Origin of the sequence: Pseudomonas sp. Pdm06 (assembly GCF_014851795.1) — a bacterium.
Lineage (GTDB): Bacteria > Pseudomonadota > Gammaproteobacteria > Pseudomonadales > Pseudomonadaceae > Aquipseudomonas > Aquipseudomonas fluorescens_AA.
Genome location: NZ_JACVAH010000021.1, coordinates 76,579 through 91,988, shown reverse-complemented (window position 1 = coordinate 91,988; position 15,410 = coordinate 76,579). Strand labels below are relative to the sequence as shown.

The window sequence follows — 15,410 nt, the reverse complement described above, 5'->3', positions numbered from 1 at the left end:
CCCTGTTGAATCATTCGTCTACTGCTCTGGCGCAGGCGGTCGTTAGTATAAGCGCGACGATCGAGCTTTCCTGTCCTCCGGAAACCTTTGGAGGCGATTGTTCATGAGGGAAAAGTCTCTATTTGCGCGCGACTAATGGCCGGCCCCCGTCGGGAGTGGAAATCGAGTCGTCAACTCACCGCAGCGAGCCTGGAGCATGTCCCGCAGAAGTTTGATCGGTTTGCTCAATTGCGCCCGGTGGGCACACAGCAGATTGAGGGGCGCGCGTTCGCATTGCAGGTGCGGCAAGAGGATTTTCAAACGCCCGGCCAGCACGTCAGTGGACACATCCAGCCACGATTTATAGGCGATCCCGGCCCCCGCCACCGCCCAGCGGCGCACCACGTCGGCGTCGTCACTGAAACGGTCGCCACTGACGGTGAGGCTCACCTCCCGCTTGCCGTCATGAAAAGCCCATCGGTCATGGACCCGGCTGCCCAGCATGTACAACAGGCAGTTGTGTTGGGCCAGTTGTTCCAGTTGATGAGGTTCGCCCTGGCGAGCCAGATAATCCGGTGACGCGCACAGCACTCGATGGTTGTCCGGGGCGACAGGCAAGGCCACCAGGCTCGAATCTTCCGGCTCGCCATAACGCAGGGCGATGTCCACCGGCTGCTTGAACAGGTCGGCGATGCGATCGCCCAGTAGCAGTCGCACCGTCAGCCCGGGATGCTCGCGCTGGAACGCATCCAGCCAGGGCAACAGCAGGTTGCGTCCCAGGTCCGACGGCGCGGACAACTGCAACACCCCGCTGACCTGGTCCTGGCCGCTGGTCAACAACCGCCGGCCTTCGTCAAGGCTGCTCAAGGCGGCCCGGGCATATTCGAGAAAACCCTCGCCTTCGGCCGTCAGGCGCAAGCTGCGGGTGGAGCGGGCCAGCAGCCGGGCGCCGAGGTGCTGCTCGATCCGTTTCAACGCGGCACTGGCCACCGCCGCCGACAGGTCCATGACCCTGGCCGCGGCCGAAAGACTGCCCAGGTCTGCTGCCCGGACAAACAATTGCAAGTCATCGAAGCGAAGCATCACGCGCCCATTATCAAAAAAGTATTGAAAGAGCCTGTTGTTTTAGCCGGTTTTATCTCGACTATAAATAGCTAAACATGGACTTCATCGAAACTCACCTCACGGAGCCGCTTCATGAAAGCCATTGCCTACTACCACTCGCTACCCATCACCGACCCACAATCGCTCCAGGACATCGAGCTGCCGGAACCGGTCGCCGGTCCCCGGGACCTGCTGGTGGAGGTCAAGGCCATTTCGGTCAACCCGGTGGACACCAAGGTCCGCCAGAACGTCCAGCCCGAAGATGGCGTCGCCAAGGTGCTGGGCTGGGACGTGGCCGGCGTGGTCAAGGCGGTGGGCAGCGAAGTCACGCTGTTCAAAACCGGGGACAAGGTGTTCTACGCCGGTTCCATCGCCCGGGCCGGTGGCAACAGCGAATTGCACGTAGTGGATGAACGCATTGTCGGCCACATGCCCAAGACCCTCGGTTTCGCCGACTCGGCAGCGCTGCCATTGACGGCCATCACCGCCTGGGAATTGTTGTTCGAGCGCCTGCACATCCAGGAAGGCCAGGACAACCAGGGCCAGAGCCTGTTGATCGTCGGTGCCGCCGGCGGCGTGGGGTCAATCCTGACGCAACTGGCCAGCCAACTCACCGGACTGAAGGTGATTGGCACCGCGTCCCGCGCGCAAACCCAGGAATGGGTGCGCAACCTGGGTGCCGACCTGGTGATCGACCACAGCCGCCCCTTGAGCGAAGCATTGAAGGAAGCAGGCCAGCCCCAGGTGACTCACGTCGCCAGCTTGACCCAGACCGACCAGCACCTGGACCAACTGGTCGAAGCCCTCGCCCCCCAGGGCAAACTGGCGCTGATCGACGATCCCAAGGCGCTGGACGTGACCAAGCTCAAGCGCAAGAGCCTGTCGTTGCATTGGGAATTCATGTACACCCGCTCGCTGTTCGAAACGGCCGACATGCTTGAACAACACAAACTGCTCAACCGCGTGGCCGCGCTGATCGACGCCGGTACACTGAAGACCACAGTGGGCGAGCATTTCGGCACCATCAACGCCGAGAACCTGCGCCGGGCCCATGCCTTGCTGGAAAGCGGCCAGTCCAAGGGCAAGATTGTGCTTGAAGGCTTCTGACCGCAGCGAACGGCAGCTTGAAATACTTCACCCGTGGCGAGGGAGCTTGCTCCCTCGCCACGGGTGTTGCATTGATCTGGGACTGCACCGTCAGTCCGAGAATTGACCGTTGTCACAACTCCGATCGTATTCGGGTCTACACTCGAGGCCTTTGCAACGTAATCTTTTCGTGAGGAGGTCAGCAATGAAGATCCTGATAAAAGAAGTGGCAAAATCCCAATGGCAAGTGCGTCTTGACCAGCACGTCGTCACCTTCCGTACCGAGGCCGAAGCCCAGGCATTCGCCACAACCTTGCAAGCGCGGATCCTCGCGCCCCATCGTTTTCCCGAACAGCAGCAGCGCGCGGCCGGCTGAGTCAGCCCTCGCGACTGGCCTGGGCCAATGCCCGGGCATTTTGCAGGCGACGAGTCAGCATCGCCGCGCCCACCACCAACAGCCCGCAAAGGCTGATGACCAGCGCCATTGGCACGGCGGTGCCGTTATGCAGCGCCGCCACCAACGCGGCTGCCCCGGCGGCGACGGAAAACTGCAGGCATCCCAGCATCGCCGAAGCACTGCCGGCGCGGGCGCCCTGCCCGTTCATGGCGCAGGCCGAGGCATTGGGCAGGATGCAACCCAGGCTGGCGATACAGATAAACAGTGGAACCAGCAGCGGCCACAATTGCGCAGGTTGCAATGAACTGACGGCCAGCAGGCTCAGCCCCGCGCCCAGGTAGACCCATACCGCGCGGCTCAGCAGGAACGCCGGGCCGCGCTTGGACAGCAGCCGGGCGTTGACCTGGGCGACCAGGATGAAACCCGCCGCGTTGGTGCCGAATAGCCAACCGAAATGTTCGGCCGGGACACCGTAGAGCTTGATGAAGACGAAAGGCGAACCGGCGATGTAGGCAAACATCCCGGCGATAGCGATGCCCCCCGTCAGCGCATGGCCGAGGTAAACCGCGTCGGTCAATAACCGGCCGTACTGGCGCAAGGCGCCCGACAAGGGTTGCCGAGGGACATGATCCGGCAGGCTTTCCGGCAGCCACAGGGCCACGGCCGTCGACGCCAGCGCACTGAACACGGTCAGGGCAATGAAAATTGACTGCCAGCCATGCAGGTTCACCAACAACCCGCCCAGCATCGGCGCGAGAATCGGCGCCAGGCCCATCACCAGCATCAGTTGTGAAAACACCTTGGCCGAACCCACCGCGTCGCATTTGTCGCTGACCACCGCCCGGGAAATCACCATCCCGGCGCATCCGCCCAAGGCCTGGACGAAGCGGGCACCGATCAGCCATTCGAGGTTCGGCGCATAGGCGCAGGCCAGGGACGCCAGGGTGAACAAGCCGACGCCCGTCAGCAGCGGGATGCGCCGCCCGAAGCGATCCGCCACCGGCCCATAGGCCAGTTGCCCGATGGACAAGCCGAGGAAATAGGCCGCCAGGGTCAACTGGATGTGTTTTTCGTCAGTACCGAAGGCGGTGGCCATCGCCGGAAAGGCGGGCAGGTAGAAGTCGATCGCCAAGGGACCGAAAGCGCTCAAGGCGCCAAGAATCAGAATGGTGCGAAGGTTCATCGGGCGTCCAGCTCAGGCGTCGTTCGACAGCCCGACAGTCTAGCCGTGCCGGGCGCTCTTGAACATTCCGATAGGTCGCTAACGATTAAAAAACTTCAGGCGGGGCTGACCTCATAGCCTTCTTCCTTGATGACCGCGAGCACGGCATCGGCCGCCAATGAGCTCTGGACCCGGACAGTCTTGGCACCCAGGTCGACTTGCACGTCCGCCGCCGGATCCTTGGCCTGGACAGCCTGGGTGATGGCCTTGACGCAGTGACCGCAGGACATGCCCTGGACATTGAATGTTTGCATGAGATGACTCCTTGGGATTGAGGTTGCTGCCAGTCTCAAGCTTGCCATCATGGCAAGGTCAAGTTCTGACAAAAACTGCCGGGCTGGCAATCGGCATCGCCGTCAGCCAAGCTGCACACATCAAGGATTTCACACCGGAGGTTCAGCCATGCGCTGGTCAGCGTTCAGTCTGTTTTGCATGCTCGGTTTTTCAGCGGTGGCGCCCCAGGCCTCGGCCGTCGGCGAAGACTATGGCGTGTTGATCATTTCCCGCGAGCGCCTGGAAGTGGCGACCAGTTGCGAAATCGGCATCTACATCCAGGATCAACTCTCGGCCAGGCTGTTCCAGGAGCAGAGCACCTCGTTCAACCTGCCGCCGGGCCAGTTTTCCTTGCGCCTGAAATTGCTGCCGGGACAGGCGCCGGGTTGCAACCCGGGCATGCTCGCGCCAGGGTCGCAGAACATCACCCTCAAGGCCGGTGACATCTTGAAGTTCCGCATCGCCATGAATGAACAAGGTATGTACCTCAAACAGGCTGGGCTCGGTTACTGACACGCCATTTGCCCCGGTGGGCAAGCTTTGTGGGAGCAAAGCTTGCCCGCGATCCAGGCGCCGCGGTCACTCAAGAGACTGCAGTGCTTTCATCGCGGGCAAGCCTTGCTCCCACAGAGCCAGATCCCATATTAGGGAGCGGCAGCCCTTTTTGGATTGGCGCTTGACCTTGCCAGCATGGCAAGGTTGATCCTGTAGTCATTCACTACAGGGAGCGTGACCGATGTCCGAATCCACCACATTCGATCTACCCATTGCCGGCATGACCTGCGCCAGCTGCGCCGGGCGGGTCGAGCGAGCCTTGAGCAAAGTCGCCGGTGCCAGCGCCGTCAGCGTCAACCTGGCGACGGAACTGGCGCGTGTCCAGGCCCCCGAAGGCAGCCTGCCGGCCTTGAAGCAGGCCGTCGAACAGGCAGGCTATAGCGTTCCCGTGCACACCCTGGAACTGAACATCGAAGGCATGACCTGCGCCTCCTGTGTCGGCCGGGTCGAACGGGCCTTGGGCAAGGTTGACGGCGTGAACAGCGTCAGCGTCAACCTGGCCAACGAGCGGGCCCACCTCGAACTGCTCGGCCAGGTGGATGCGCAAACCCTGATCGATGCGGTCAAGCGCGCCGGCTATGACGCCACGGTCTGGCAGGCCGAGCAGGTCGCCGACACGCAGAACAACCGTCTGAACCGTGAACGCCTGTCCCTGGTGCTGGCGATTCTGCTGTCGGTGCCGTTGGTGCTGCCCATGTTGCTGCAGCCGTTCGGCGTGCATTGGATGCTCCCGGCCTGGGTGCAGTTCGCCCTGGCGACGCCGGTGCAGTTCATCTTCGGTGCGCGTTTCTACATCGCCGCCTTCAAGGCCGTGCGGGCCGGTGCCGGGAACATGGACCTGCTGGTGGCCCTGGGCACCAGCGCTGGCTACGGCTTGAGCCTGTATGAATGGGCGATCGCCCGTCCCGGCAGCATGCCGCACTTGTATTTCGAGGCTTCGGCCGTCGTGATCGCCTTGGTGTTGCTCGGTAAATACCTGGAAAGCCGCGCCAAGCACCAGACCGCCAGCGCCATCCGCGCCCTCGAAGCCTTGCGCCCGGAACGGGCGATCCAGGTGATCGATGGCCAGGAGCGGGACGTTGCCATCAGCGCCCTGCGCTTGAATGACCTGGTGCTGGTCAAGCCCGGCGAACGCTTCCCGGTGGACGGCGAAGTGCTGGAAGGCCAGAGCCACGCCGACGAAGCGCTGATCAGCGGCGAAAGCCTGCCGGTGCCCAAGCAGCCCGGGGACAAGGTCACCGGCGGCGCCATCAATGGCGAAGGCCGGTTGCTGGTCCGCACGCAAGCCCTGGGCACCGAAACCGTCCTGGCGCGCATCATTCGCCTGGTGGAAGACGCCCAGGCCGCCAAGGCACCGATCCAGAAACTGGTGGATAAAGTCAGCCAGGTCTTCGTACCGGTGGTGCTGGTACTGGCCCTGGCGACGCTCATCGGTTGGTGGCTGTACGGTGCGCCACTGGAAACCGCGCTGATCAACGCCGTCGCCGTGCTGGTGATCGCCTGCCCCTGCGCCCTGGGCCTGGCGACGCCCACGGCGATCATGGCTGGCACCGGCGTGGCGGCGCGCCACGGGATTCTGATCAAGGATGCCGAAGCCCTGGAACGCGCCCATGAAGTCACGACCGTGGTGTTCGACAAGACCGGCACCCTGACCTCCGGCACCCCGCGTATCGCCCACTTGACCGCCCTGGACGGTGATGAAGACGCGCTGCTGAAAATGGCCGGCGCACTGCAGCGCGGCAGCGAACACCCGCTCGCCAAAGCCGTACTGGACGCCTGCACCGAGCGCGGCCTGTATGTGCCGGATGTCAGCGACAGCCAGTCCCTGGCCGGACGCGGCATTGCCGGCAGCCTCGCCGGGCAACGCCTGGCCCTGGGCAATCGCCGTCTGCTGGACGAACTGGGCCTGAACCCCGGAACGCTGGCCGAATCCGCACAGGCTTGGGAAGCCGAAGGCCGTACGTTGTCCTGGCTGCTCGAACAAGGCGCGACGCCGCGGGTGCTGGGCCTGTTCGCCTTCGGTGACACCCTCAAGCCCGGCGCTCTCGCCGCCGTACAGGCCTTGAATGAACAGCACATCGCCAGCCATCTGCTCACCGGCGACAACCAAGGCAGCGCCCGGGTGGTGGCCCAGGCGCTGGAGATTTCCAATGTCCATGCCGAGGTACTGCCAGCGGATAAATCCGCCATCGTCCAACAATTGAAGCGCCACTCGGTGGTGGCGATGGTCGGCGACGGCATCAACGACGCCCCGGCCCTGGCCGCCGCCGACATTGGCATCGCCATGGGCGGTGGCACCGACGTGGCGATGCATGCCGCGGGCATCACCCTCATGCGCGGCGATCCGCGACTGGTACCGGCGGCGCTGGACATCAGCCGCAAGACCTACGCCAAGATCCGCCAGAATCTGTTCTGGGCGTTCGTCTATAACTTGATCGGCATCCCCCTGGCGGCGTTCGGCTTGCTCAACCCGGTGCTGGCCGGCGCGGCCATGGCCCTGTCGAGCGTCAGCGTGGTGAGCAATGCGTTACTGTTGAAGTTCTGGACACCCAAGCAGTTGGAGGACAAGCGATGAACATCGGCCAAGCGGCCCGCCAGAGCGGCCTGAGCGCGAAGATGATCCGCTATTACGAATCCATCGGCCTGCTCAAGGCCGCCCATCGCACCGACAGCGGCTACCGGGTCTACGGCGCCGATGACCTGCACACCCTGGCGTTCATCAAGCGCTCCCGCGACTTGGGGTTTTCCCTGGAAGAGGTCGGCAAATTGCTCACTCTCTGGCAAGACCGCCAACGCGCCAGCGCCGACGTCAAGGCCCTGGCCCGGCAACACATCGATGAGCTGAACCAGAAAATCCGCGAACTGGCCGAACTGCGCGACACCTTGCAAGACCTGGTAGAGCACTGCCACGGCGACCACCGTCCGGATTGCCCGATCCTCAAGGAACTGGCGTCGGGGTGTTGCAAGAACTGATGCCCACAAAGAAGCAATGCTGTGAACAGCCGAAGCAAAACGGTGGGAGCGACTTGCTCGCGATGACGGCGGCACATTCAACAACGATGCAAGCTGCCCCACCGCTATCGCGAGCAAGCTCGCTCCCACAGGGATCAACGGCGACTTAAATCTCGGGACCATCCAAAAACCAATGTGGGAGGCCTGCGGTGGATAGGAGATTTTGCAGCACCCACAAAAAACCCGGCCATAGGCCGGGTTTCTGTTCAGCCGATCATTGCATCCACGGCGGCGGTGGTTCTTCGGTCTTGCCGGGTGGGGCATCGTCGGCGGCGCGGACGGCCTGACGGCGTTCTTCATCCAGGCGGGCGGCCTCGATTTCACGCATGATCCCGCCGACATCCGCCAGTTCTTCCGGCTCGTCGAACTCGCCGGTCAGCACGCTGGCCGGGTGCAGGGTGCCCGCTTCGTACAGCGCCCACATTTCCTTCGCGTACTTGGTGCGCTTGAGTTCCGGGGCAAACCGGCCGAAGTAGGACGCCATGTTGCCCACGTCCCGCTCCAGCATGCTGAAGGCATGGTTGTTACCCGCGGCATCCACGGCTTGCGGCAGGTCGATGATCACCGGCCCCGTCGGCGTCAGCAGCACGTTGAACTCCGACAGGTCACCGTGCACCAGACCGGTACACAGCATCAACACGATCTGGGAAATCAGATAGGCGTGATATTCACGGGCCTGGTCCGGCTCCAGCACCACATCGTTCAGGCGCGGCGCCGCATCGCCGTACTCGTCGGCCACCAGCTCCATCAGCAGCACGCCTTCAAGGAAGTCGTACGGCTTGGGCACGCGCACACCCGCGCTTGCCAGGCGAAACAATGCCGCCACTTCAGCATTCTGCCAGGCGTCCTCGGTTTCCTTGCGCCCGAACTTCGAGCCCTTGGCCATGGCCCGGGCCTGACGGCTGTTGCGCACCTTGCGGCCTTCCTGATACTCGGCCGCCTGACGAAAACTTCGCTTGTTCGCCTCCTTGTAGACCTTCGCGCAACGTAGCTCGTTGCCGCAGCGCACCACATAAACAGCTGCTTCTTTACCACTCATGAGTGGGCGCAGCACCTCGTCGACCAGACCGTCCTCGATCAGGGGTTCAATGCGTTTTGGAGTCTTCATCAGCTTTTATTGTGGGTCCTTTATTACCAAACACGCGAATGACAGTCGTTATACGGCAATCCTTCCTCCACGGGGAGGGGTTGCCGACCTATGAACCTGTGATGCACACAATGTGCCGGATCAATCGACGGCGTCGAATCATAGCCGAGACCGGCGCTGGCGTTGGCAACTGAATACCCAGGTATTTGCGACAAGAGCTGACAGTCATGTCCACCGCCAGCCGTAGGCAAGTGCGCCGGCTCAATGCTTGAACAACTCCCCCGGTGTATACCCGAACATCCCCTTGAACGCGGCAATGAATGCGGACGTTGAATCATACCCACACGACAACGCGGCGCTGGTGACGCTGTCCCCTTTCTCCAAGGAGCCCAGGGACGACAACAAGCGCATGCGCTGGCGCCAGGCACGAAAGCTCAGGCCGGTCTCACGCTGGAACAGACGCATCAGGGTTTTTTCCGACGTGCCCAGACGTTCAGACCAGGCTTGCAAGGTGACGTTCTGTTCAGGCTGTTCGATCAATTCGTTACACAGCGCCAGCAAGCGGGCATGTCGCGGCAGCGGCAGGGAAAATCCCACTTCCGGCAGCGTCGCCAACTGGTCCAGCAACACCTGCACCAGCCGTTCTTCCTGGGTATCGCCTTGGGGATAATCGACCGGCAGCTGACAGAACACCTTGATCAACTCACGGGCCAGTGGCGTGACTTCCAGCACCCGACAGCGCTCATCGGCCCAGGGGCAGGCGTGACGATGGACATACAGGCTGCGCATTTCCGCCCGGGTGGAGGTCACCACCTGATGTTCCAGGTCGGCCGGGATCCAGATGCCCCGTTGTGGCGGGGCGAAGAAACTGCCGGCGGCGGTGTGTACGCCGAGAACGCCGCTGATGGCGTAGGAAAATTGCACCCAGTCATGACGATGGGCTTGCGTCCAGGAACCGGCGTTCAAGCTTTCGACACGGGCGTACAGCGGCCTCGGCAATTGCGCCAGGTCGGGGATACGTCGTTCCAGCTGCTGGTGTCCGTTAGGCGGCATTGATTGGCCTTATGTCGCAAGACGACTGATAAGGACGACGTTAGGCTAAGTCGACTTTTCTTACAACATGCGGTGCCCTATGCATATCTTCAGACACCTCAAACGCATGGTGACCGACTGGTTCCTGTGCGGCATGGTGCTCGCCACGCTGCTGGCGTACTTCTTTCCCACCTTTGGTGCCACGGGCGGTGCCATGCATGCCGAATGGGTGGTCAACATCGGCATCTTCGTGGTGTTCTTCCTGCACGGGGTCAACTTGTCCGGCGAGCAGATCCGCCACGGCCTGAAGAACATCCGGCTGCACGTGATGGTGCAGGCTTTCACCTTTGGCGTATTTCCGTTGCTCTGGCTGCTCAGCAACTGGCTGATGGGCAGCCATGTGCCGGCGCTGCTGATGCTGGGGTTCTTCTACCTGTGCGCCCTGCCCTCGACGATTTCCTCCTCGGTGGCCTTGACTGGCAGTGCAAAAGGTAACGTGCCGGCGGCGATTCTCAACGCGAGCCTGTCCAGCGTGCTGGGCATTTTCCTGACACCGTTGCTGGTCAGTTTCGTGGTCGGCAGCGGCGCTGGAGGCATCGACCTGGGTTCAACCTTGCTCGACCTGTGCGTGATGTTGCTGCTGCCGCTGGTGCTGGGACAGTTCCTGCGGCGTTGGCTGGCCGGTTTTTTCGGTCGGTACAAACGCTACACCAGCGTCATCGACAAGCTGGTGATCCTGCTGCTGGTCTACGCGGCCTTCTGCAACTCCATGGTGTCCGGCATCTGGCGCCAGCAAGGCAACGGCGTGTTGCTCAGCGCAGTGGTGGGCAGTGCTGTGCTGCTGGCAATCATCCTGTGGGCGACCACCCGCACCGCCCGCGCCCTGAAATTCAACAGCGCCGATGAAGTCGCCGCGGTGTTCTGCGCCAGCAAGAAATCCCTCGCCGCCGGGGTGCCGATGGCGGCGTTGATTTTCGGCAACCATCCCGGCCTGGGGCTGATTCTGTTGCCGATCATGATCTACCACCCGCTGCAGTTGATCGTCTGCTCGATCCTGGCCGAGCGTTACGCCAGCCAGCACAAGGCACTGGCCTCCCGCCAGGAGGGCACCCTCGTCAACGTTCGATAATCGCCGTCACACCCTGGCCGGCGGCGGCGCAGATGGAAATCAACCCGCGACCTCGCCCGGCGGCATCCAGCAACTTGGCGAGGTTGGCGACAATGCGCCCGCCCGTGGCGGCAAACGGATGCCCGGCGGCCAGGGAACTGCCCTTCACGTTCAACCGACCGCGGTCGATTGACCCCAGCGGCGCATCGAGGCCCAGGCGGGTCTTGCAATAGTCCGGGTCTTCCCAGGCCTTCAGCGTGCACAACACTTGGGCGGCGAACGCTTCGTGGATCTCGAAGTAATCGAAGTCCTGCAGGGTCAGGCCGTTGCGCGCCAGCAATCGCGGCACGGCGTAGACCGGGGCCATCAGCAGCCCTTCGGCGCCATTGACGAAATCCACCGCCGCCGTTTCACCGTCGCGCAGGTACGCCAGGATCGGCAGGCCCCGGGCCTTGGCCCACTCTTCGCTGCCCAGCAGTACCAGCGAGGCGCCGTCGGTCAGTGGTGTGGAGTTGCCCGCCGTCATCGTGCCCTTGGCACTTTTTTCGAAGGCCGGCTTGAGGGAGGCGAGTTTCTCCAGGGTCAGGTCCGGGCGCAGGTTGTTGTCCCGGGTCAGGCCGAGAAACGGGGTCATCAAGTCGTTCTGCCAACCTTCGGCGTAGGACGCGGCCATTTTCTGATGGCTTTCCAGGGCCAACTGGTCTTGGGCCTCCCGGGGGATCTGCCAGGTCTGGGCCATCAACTCACAGTGCTCGCCCATGCTCAGGCCGGTGCGCGGTTCGTTGATGCGCGGCAAGTCCGGCATCAGGTGCTGGGGGCGCAATTGCAGGAATATTTTGATTTTCTCAGCGGTGGTCTTGGCGCGATTGGCTTGCAGCAAGATCCTGCGCAACCCTTCATTGACCGCGATTGGCGCATCCGACGTGGTGTCGACGCCGCCGGCAATGGCGCTGTCGATCTGGCCCAGGGCGATCTTGTTGGCCACCAGCAACACCGTCTCCAGCCCGGTGCCACAGGCCTGCTGTACGTCATAGGCCGGCGTCATAGGTGACAGCCGCGAACCGAGCACGCATTCGCGGGTCAGGTTCGTATCCCGGGAGTGCTTGAGCACCGCCCCGGCAGCCACTTCGCCGATGTGCAAGCCATGCAGGTTGTAGCGTTCGATCAGCCCCTCGAGGGCGGCCGTCAACATCGCCTGGTTGCTGGCGGTGGCATAGGGCCCGTTGGAGCGGGCGAAGGGAATGCGGTTACCACCGATGATCGCGACGCGGCGTAGTTGTGTCATGAAGAACTCCCCTGTAGGTCTAATGCACTAAGAAAACTCAACCGTCCCCTGTGGGAGCCGAGCTTGCTCGCGATGAGCGATGATGCGACCTACCTGAAAAACGCGGTGTCTGCATCGCGAGCAAGCTTGGCTCCCACAGGGGTTCGGTGCCCTGGACAACGCGCTCCCGCTCAAGCTTAGGCTTTATCTCGCCGATCGAACGACTGATTGCCAATCATGGTCCACACTTGGAACCTCATCAGCCGGAGTGTGTTCCATGTCTGACCGTTATATCGACTTCGCCAATTCGCCCATTGGCCGGCGCATGGTCGGGTCCCTCGGCCTGCCATCGCCGGTACGCCTGGAACGCTGGCAGGCCGGGCGGCTACGGCCGATCGAAGGCGCCCTGCTGCTGGGCGGCGGGCCGTTGACCGAACAGATCGGCACGTTCGCCAAGCGCCTGACCGACACCATTTTCATCTACGGCGGCGAACCGACCGTGGCCACCGAGTGGATCCCCGGCCACGGACCGAAAATCAAGGCAGTGGTGTACGACGCCAGCCATTTGGTGCAGACCGACCAGCTCAAGCAGCTGCGGGAGTTTTTCCAGCCGCTGATGAAGAACCTCGACCACAGCGCCCATGTCGTCATCCTGGGGCGCGCGCCGCAAAGCCTTGGCGATCCGTTCGCCGCCAGTGCCCAGCGGGCGTTGGAAGGTTTCAGCCGTTCCCTGGCCAAAGAGCTGCGCCACGGCGGGACGCTGCAACTGCTGTATGTCGGCGACGGTGCCGAAGCGCAGTTGGAAGGTGCGCTGCGGTTTTTCCTGTCACCCAAGAGTGCCTTCATTTCCGGGCAGGTCATTCGCCTCGACGCCTGTGACACCCAGGTCCATGACTGGACCCGACCGCTTACGGGGCTCAAGGCGCTGGTCACTGGCGCGGCCCGCGGGATCGGCGCCTCCATCGCCGAAACCCTGGCCCGCGATGGCGCAGACGTGATCCTGCTCGACGTCCCCCAGGCCAAGACCGACCTCGACGCCCTGGCGGCGCGTTTGAGCGGACGCAGCGTCACGCTGGATATCTGCGCCGAAGATGCCGCCGCCCAGTTGATCGAGCACCTGCCCGACGGCGTCGACATCGTGGTGCACAACGCTGGCATCACCCGGGACAAGACCCTCGCCAACATGACCCCGGAATTCTGGGACGCCGTGTTGGCCGTCAACCTCAACGCCCCGCAAGTGCTGACCAAGGCCCTGCTCGACAGCGGTACTCTGCGCGACAATGGCCGGGTCGTCCTGCTGGCCTCCATCAGCGGCATTGCCGGCAACCGTGGGCAGACCAACTATGCGGCGAGCAAGGCCGGGCTGATCGGCCTGGCCCAGGCCTGGGCGCCGCTGCTGCAATCTCGGGGCATCAGCATCAACGCCGTGGCGCCGGGGTTCATTGAAACCCGCATGACCGCCGAGATCCCCTTCGCCTTGCGCGAGGCCGGGCGGCGCATGAGTTCCCTCGGCCAGGGCGGTCTGCCTCAAGATGTCGCCGAAGCCGTGGCCTGGCTCGCGCAGCCGGGCACGGGCGCCGTGACCGGGCAGGCCCTGCGGGTATGCGGGCAAAGCCTTTTGGGAGCATGACCATGACGATCCAATGGCATGAGGTCAGCAGCCCGCCATCCATGTCCGGGCTCTATTCAAAAGCGGCGACGCGGCGCAAGGTCACCGGAACGACCTTGCCCGAGGAAGGCCTGCGCCAGGTGCTTCAGGTCGACCCGCAACGGCTGGCGGCCTATCGCAAAGTGTGCGGTTTCGTCGATAACGGACTGCTGCCGCCGACTTATCCCCACGTCCTGGCGTTTGCCCTGCAGATGCAATTGCTCACGGGGCGGGACTTTCCCTTTCCGCTATTGGGGTTGATCCACTTGAGCAACCGCATTCGCGTATTGCGGCCCATGGGCGGGGTCGGCCAGGTGCGGGCCAGCGTCCATGTCGAGAACCTGCAAGCCCACCCCAAAGGCGCGGTATTCGACCTGGTGACCTGCCTCGATGATCAGTTGGGGCCATTGTGGGAGGCCCGGAGCCAGATGCTGTGCAAAGGCGTCCAGCTTGACGGCGCGCTCGTGGACGAATCACCTGAGGCCAGCCTGCCATTGATTGAAGTCGCGCGCTGGACCGCACCGGCTGACATCGGCCGGCAATACGCCAAGGTTTCCGGCGACTACAACCCGATTCACCTGAGCGGTATCAGCGCCAGGCTGTTCGGCTTCCCCACCGCCATCGCCCATGGCTTGTGGAACAAGGCCAGGACCCTGGCGGCGCTGGATGACCACCTGCCCGAGGCCAACATCGAGATCGAGGTGACCTTCAAGAAACCGGTGCGCCTGCCCAGCGAAGTGACCCTGCTGTCCAGCGCGGCGGGCTCCAGTGGGCAACTGCAACTGCTGGGGACCGGGGCACTGGAACATATGGTGGGAGAGTGGCGGCCGGCAACCTGAGCCAGGTCGATGGCATTCACCGTCACCCCCTGTGGGAGCGAGCTTGCTCGCGATGGCGCTGGGTCAGCTTGCATCAAGGTTGAATGTGCCGCCGTCTTCGCGAGCAAGCCCGCTCCCACAGTTTGTTTCGGGGTGTTCATAGAGACGAGTCCACCGCCAATCCCTGTGGGAGCGAGCTTGCTCGCGATGGCGGTGGGTCAGCCTCCACCCATCTTGAATTCGCCGTGGTCAGCGCGGCGGGTAGTTGGACAGAATCCGCCCCACCGTCTCGCGCACGGCGGTGTTGCGGTCGGCCGGGTTGGGGGAATTGCTGAGCAGTTGTTCATCACTGCCACGCCACACCAGCTTGCCGTCCTTGCCGTCGAGCAGGTCGATCTGCACAGTGGCGACTTTGTAGCTGATGTTGCGGGTTTCGTTGTACATCGGCCCACCCCAGTAGCCATTCCACGGGCCACCCCAACCGCCGCCGTAGTTAGTGGTGACCTGCTGCTGGCGGTCCTCGACGATCAAATAGGCCTGGACCAGCACATCGCCGCGCCCGCCCGCCGCAGCCGGGCGCAAGCCGCGCTGGTCGAGTTGATCGGCCACCGCCTGGCGGATCCGCTGTTCGGTCAGGTCGCTCTTGATGCGTGGATCATCGGGGCGATACTGCAGCGCCGGGTCTTTCCAGCTCCAACTGCGATACGCCGCAAAGTCTCGGCTGGTGTCGAAGTCATGGTTGACTTGGTTAGAGGCACAAGCCCCCAGCAACAGGGTGAAGGCCAATAGAGCAAGACGGCGAAACATGGTTTTTCTCCGTTGCGT

Annotated in this window: 15 protein-coding genes; 8 read left to right on the top strand and 7 right to left on the bottom strand. The window is 63.1% G+C overall.

The features are described 5' to 3' along the window. Positions 1-132: 132 nt before the first annotated feature. Entirely contained in the window at positions 133-1,062 is a 930-nt protein-coding gene (locus IB266_RS27695; protein WP_192263689.1) for a LysR family transcriptional regulator, read from the bottom strand. Positions 1,063-1,176: 114 nt separating this feature from the next. Between IB266_RS27695 and IB266_RS27690 the strand changes: the two genes are divergently transcribed. Then, complete coding sequence (locus tag IB266_RS27690; RefSeq protein ID WP_192263688.1) at positions 1,177-2,190, top strand: zinc-binding alcohol dehydrogenase family protein; 1,014 nt, start codon at positions 1,177-1,179, stop codon at positions 2,188-2,190. A 184-nt stretch (positions 2,191-2,374) separates the two neighbouring features. Next, positions 2,375-2,545: a hypothetical protein gene (locus tag IB266_RS27685; RefSeq protein WP_192263687.1), complete on the top strand. Its 171-nt coding sequence runs from the start codon at positions 2,375-2,377 to the stop codon at positions 2,543-2,545. A gap of 1 nt (position 2,546) precedes the next feature. Here IB266_RS27685 and IB266_RS27680 read toward each other — a convergent pair whose 3' ends face one another. Together IB266_RS27680 and IB266_RS27675 are read right to left on the bottom strand one after the other, a co-directional pair. Beyond that, complete coding sequence (locus tag IB266_RS27680; protein ID WP_192263686.1) at positions 2,547-3,749, bottom strand: multidrug effflux MFS transporter; 1,203 nt, start codon at positions 3,747-3,749, stop codon at positions 2,547-2,549. A 95-nt stretch (positions 3,750-3,844) separates the two neighbouring features. Further along, positions 3,845-4,042, bottom strand: coding sequence for a heavy-metal-associated domain-containing protein (locus tag IB266_RS27675; protein WP_060739323.1), 198 nt, complete (start codon positions 4,040-4,042; stop codon positions 3,845-3,847). 148 nt (positions 4,043-4,190) lie between these two features. Here IB266_RS27675 and IB266_RS27670 point away from each other — a divergent pair, with 148 nt between their 5' ends. From IB266_RS27670 to cueR, 3 genes are all read left to right on the top strand, one after another. Further along, entirely contained in the window at positions 4,191-4,574 is a 384-nt protein-coding gene (locus IB266_RS27670) for a hypothetical protein (protein WP_092171257.1), read from the top strand. A gap of 223 nt (positions 4,575-4,797) precedes the next feature. Then, complete coding sequence (locus IB266_RS27665) at positions 4,798-7,191, top strand: heavy metal translocating P-type ATPase (protein WP_192263683.1); 2,394 nt, start codon at positions 4,798-4,800, stop codon at positions 7,189-7,191. Next, positions 7,188-7,589 carry a Cu(I)-responsive transcriptional regulator gene (gene cueR, locus IB266_RS27660; protein ID WP_060739326.1) on the top strand — a complete coding sequence of 134 codons (402 nt, stop codon included), beginning with the start codon at positions 7,188-7,190 and terminating at the stop codon, positions 7,587-7,589. Before IB266_RS27665 ends, cueR begins: the two co-directional genes overlap by 4 nt. A gap of 253 nt (positions 7,590-7,842) precedes the next feature. Here cueR and IB266_RS27655 read toward each other — a convergent pair whose 3' ends face one another. Further along, the gene (locus IB266_RS27655) at positions 7,843-8,736 is read right to left on the bottom strand and encodes a PA4780 family RIO1-like protein kinase (protein ID WP_014336406.1); all 894 of its coding nucleotides are present in this window, start codon (positions 8,734-8,736) and stop codon (positions 7,843-7,845) included. A gap of 240 nt (positions 8,737-8,976) precedes the next feature. Then, the gene (locus IB266_RS27650; protein WP_060739327.1) at positions 8,977-9,768 is read right to left on the bottom strand and encodes an AraC family transcriptional regulator; all 792 of its coding nucleotides are present in this window, start codon (positions 9,766-9,768) and stop codon (positions 8,977-8,979) included. Between the two features lie 79 nt (positions 9,769-9,847). On the opposite strand from IB266_RS27650, the gene IB266_RS27645 reads away from it, so the two are divergent. Then, positions 9,848-10,876, top strand: coding sequence for a bile acid:sodium symporter family protein (locus IB266_RS27645; protein ID WP_192263681.1), 1,029 nt, complete (start codon positions 9,848-9,850; stop codon positions 10,874-10,876). Here IB266_RS27645 and IB266_RS27640 read toward each other — a convergent pair. After that, on the bottom strand, positions 10,863-12,140 hold the full coding sequence (locus tag IB266_RS27640; RefSeq protein WP_103311224.1) for an acetyl-CoA C-acetyltransferase: 1,278 nt from the start codon (positions 12,138-12,140) through the stop codon (positions 10,863-10,865). The two genes, IB266_RS27645 and IB266_RS27640, sit on opposite strands and share 14 nt — an antisense overlap. A 256-nt stretch (positions 12,141-12,396) precedes the next feature. On the opposite strand from IB266_RS27640, the gene IB266_RS27635 reads away from it, so the two are divergent. Together IB266_RS27635 and IB266_RS27630 are read left to right on the top strand one after the other, a co-directional pair. Beyond that, complete coding sequence (locus tag IB266_RS27635) at positions 12,397-13,749, top strand: 3-oxoacyl-ACP reductase (RefSeq protein ID WP_192263679.1); 1,353 nt, start codon at positions 12,397-12,399, stop codon at positions 13,747-13,749. Between the two features lie 2 nt (positions 13,750-13,751). Beyond that, positions 13,752-14,606 (top strand): MaoC family dehydratase, encoded by an 855-nt coding sequence (locus IB266_RS27630; RefSeq protein WP_192263677.1) that lies wholly within the window; start codon positions 13,752-13,754, stop codon positions 14,604-14,606. Between the two features lie 228 nt (positions 14,607-14,834). Here IB266_RS27630 and IB266_RS27625 read toward each other — a convergent pair whose 3' ends face one another. Continuing rightward, positions 14,835-15,392 carry a DUF4136 domain-containing protein gene (locus IB266_RS27625; protein ID WP_092171282.1) on the bottom strand — a complete coding sequence of 186 codons (558 nt, stop codon included), beginning with the start codon at positions 15,390-15,392 and terminating at the stop codon, positions 14,835-14,837. Positions 15,393-15,410: the final 18 nt, after the last annotated feature.

Coding starts and splice junctions, on each gene's coding strand:
- IB266_RS27665 (WP_192263683.1), top strand. CDS start 4,798: ATGTCCGAATCCACCACATTCGATCTACCCATTGCCGGCATGACCTGC.
- IB266_RS27630 (WP_192263677.1), top strand. CDS start 13,752: ATGACGATCCAATGGCATGAGGTCAGCAGCCCGCCATCCATGTCCGGG.
- IB266_RS27635 (WP_192263679.1), top strand. CDS start 12,397: ATGTCTGACCGTTATATCGACTTCGCCAATTCGCCCATTGGCCGGCGC.
- IB266_RS27655 (WP_014336406.1), bottom strand. CDS start 8,736: ATGAAGACTCCAAAACGCATTGAACCCCTGATCGAGGACGGTCTGGTC.
- IB266_RS27645 (WP_192263681.1), top strand. CDS start 9,848: ATGCATATCTTCAGACACCTCAAACGCATGGTGACCGACTGGTTCCTG.
- IB266_RS27675 (WP_060739323.1), bottom strand. CDS start 4,042: ATGCAAACATTCAATGTCCAGGGCATGTCCTGCGGTCACTGCGTCAAG.
- IB266_RS27690 (WP_192263688.1), top strand. CDS start 1,177: ATGAAAGCCATTGCCTACTACCACTCGCTACCCATCACCGACCCACAA.
- IB266_RS27685 (WP_192263687.1), top strand. CDS start 2,375: ATGAAGATCCTGATAAAAGAAGTGGCAAAATCCCAATGGCAAGTGCGT.
- IB266_RS27625 (WP_092171282.1), bottom strand. CDS start 15,392: ATGTTTCGCCGTCTTGCTCTATTGGCCTTCACCCTGTTGCTGGGGGCT.
- IB266_RS27640 (WP_103311224.1), bottom strand. CDS start 12,140: ATGACACAACTACGCCGCGTCGCGATCATCGGTGGTAACCGCATTCCC.
- cueR (WP_060739326.1), top strand. CDS start 7,188: ATGAACATCGGCCAAGCGGCCCGCCAGAGCGGCCTGAGCGCGAAGATG.
- IB266_RS27670 (WP_092171257.1), top strand. CDS start 4,191: ATGCGCTGGTCAGCGTTCAGTCTGTTTTGCATGCTCGGTTTTTCAGCG.
- IB266_RS27680 (WP_192263686.1), bottom strand. CDS start 3,749: ATGAACCTTCGCACCATTCTGATTCTTGGCGCCTTGAGCGCTTTCGGT.
- IB266_RS27650 (WP_060739327.1), bottom strand. CDS start 9,768: ATGCCGCCTAACGGACACCAGCAGCTGGAACGACGTATCCCCGACCTG.
- IB266_RS27695 (WP_192263689.1), bottom strand. CDS start 1,062: ATGCTTCGCTTCGATGACTTGCAATTGTTTGTCCGGGCAGCAGACCTG.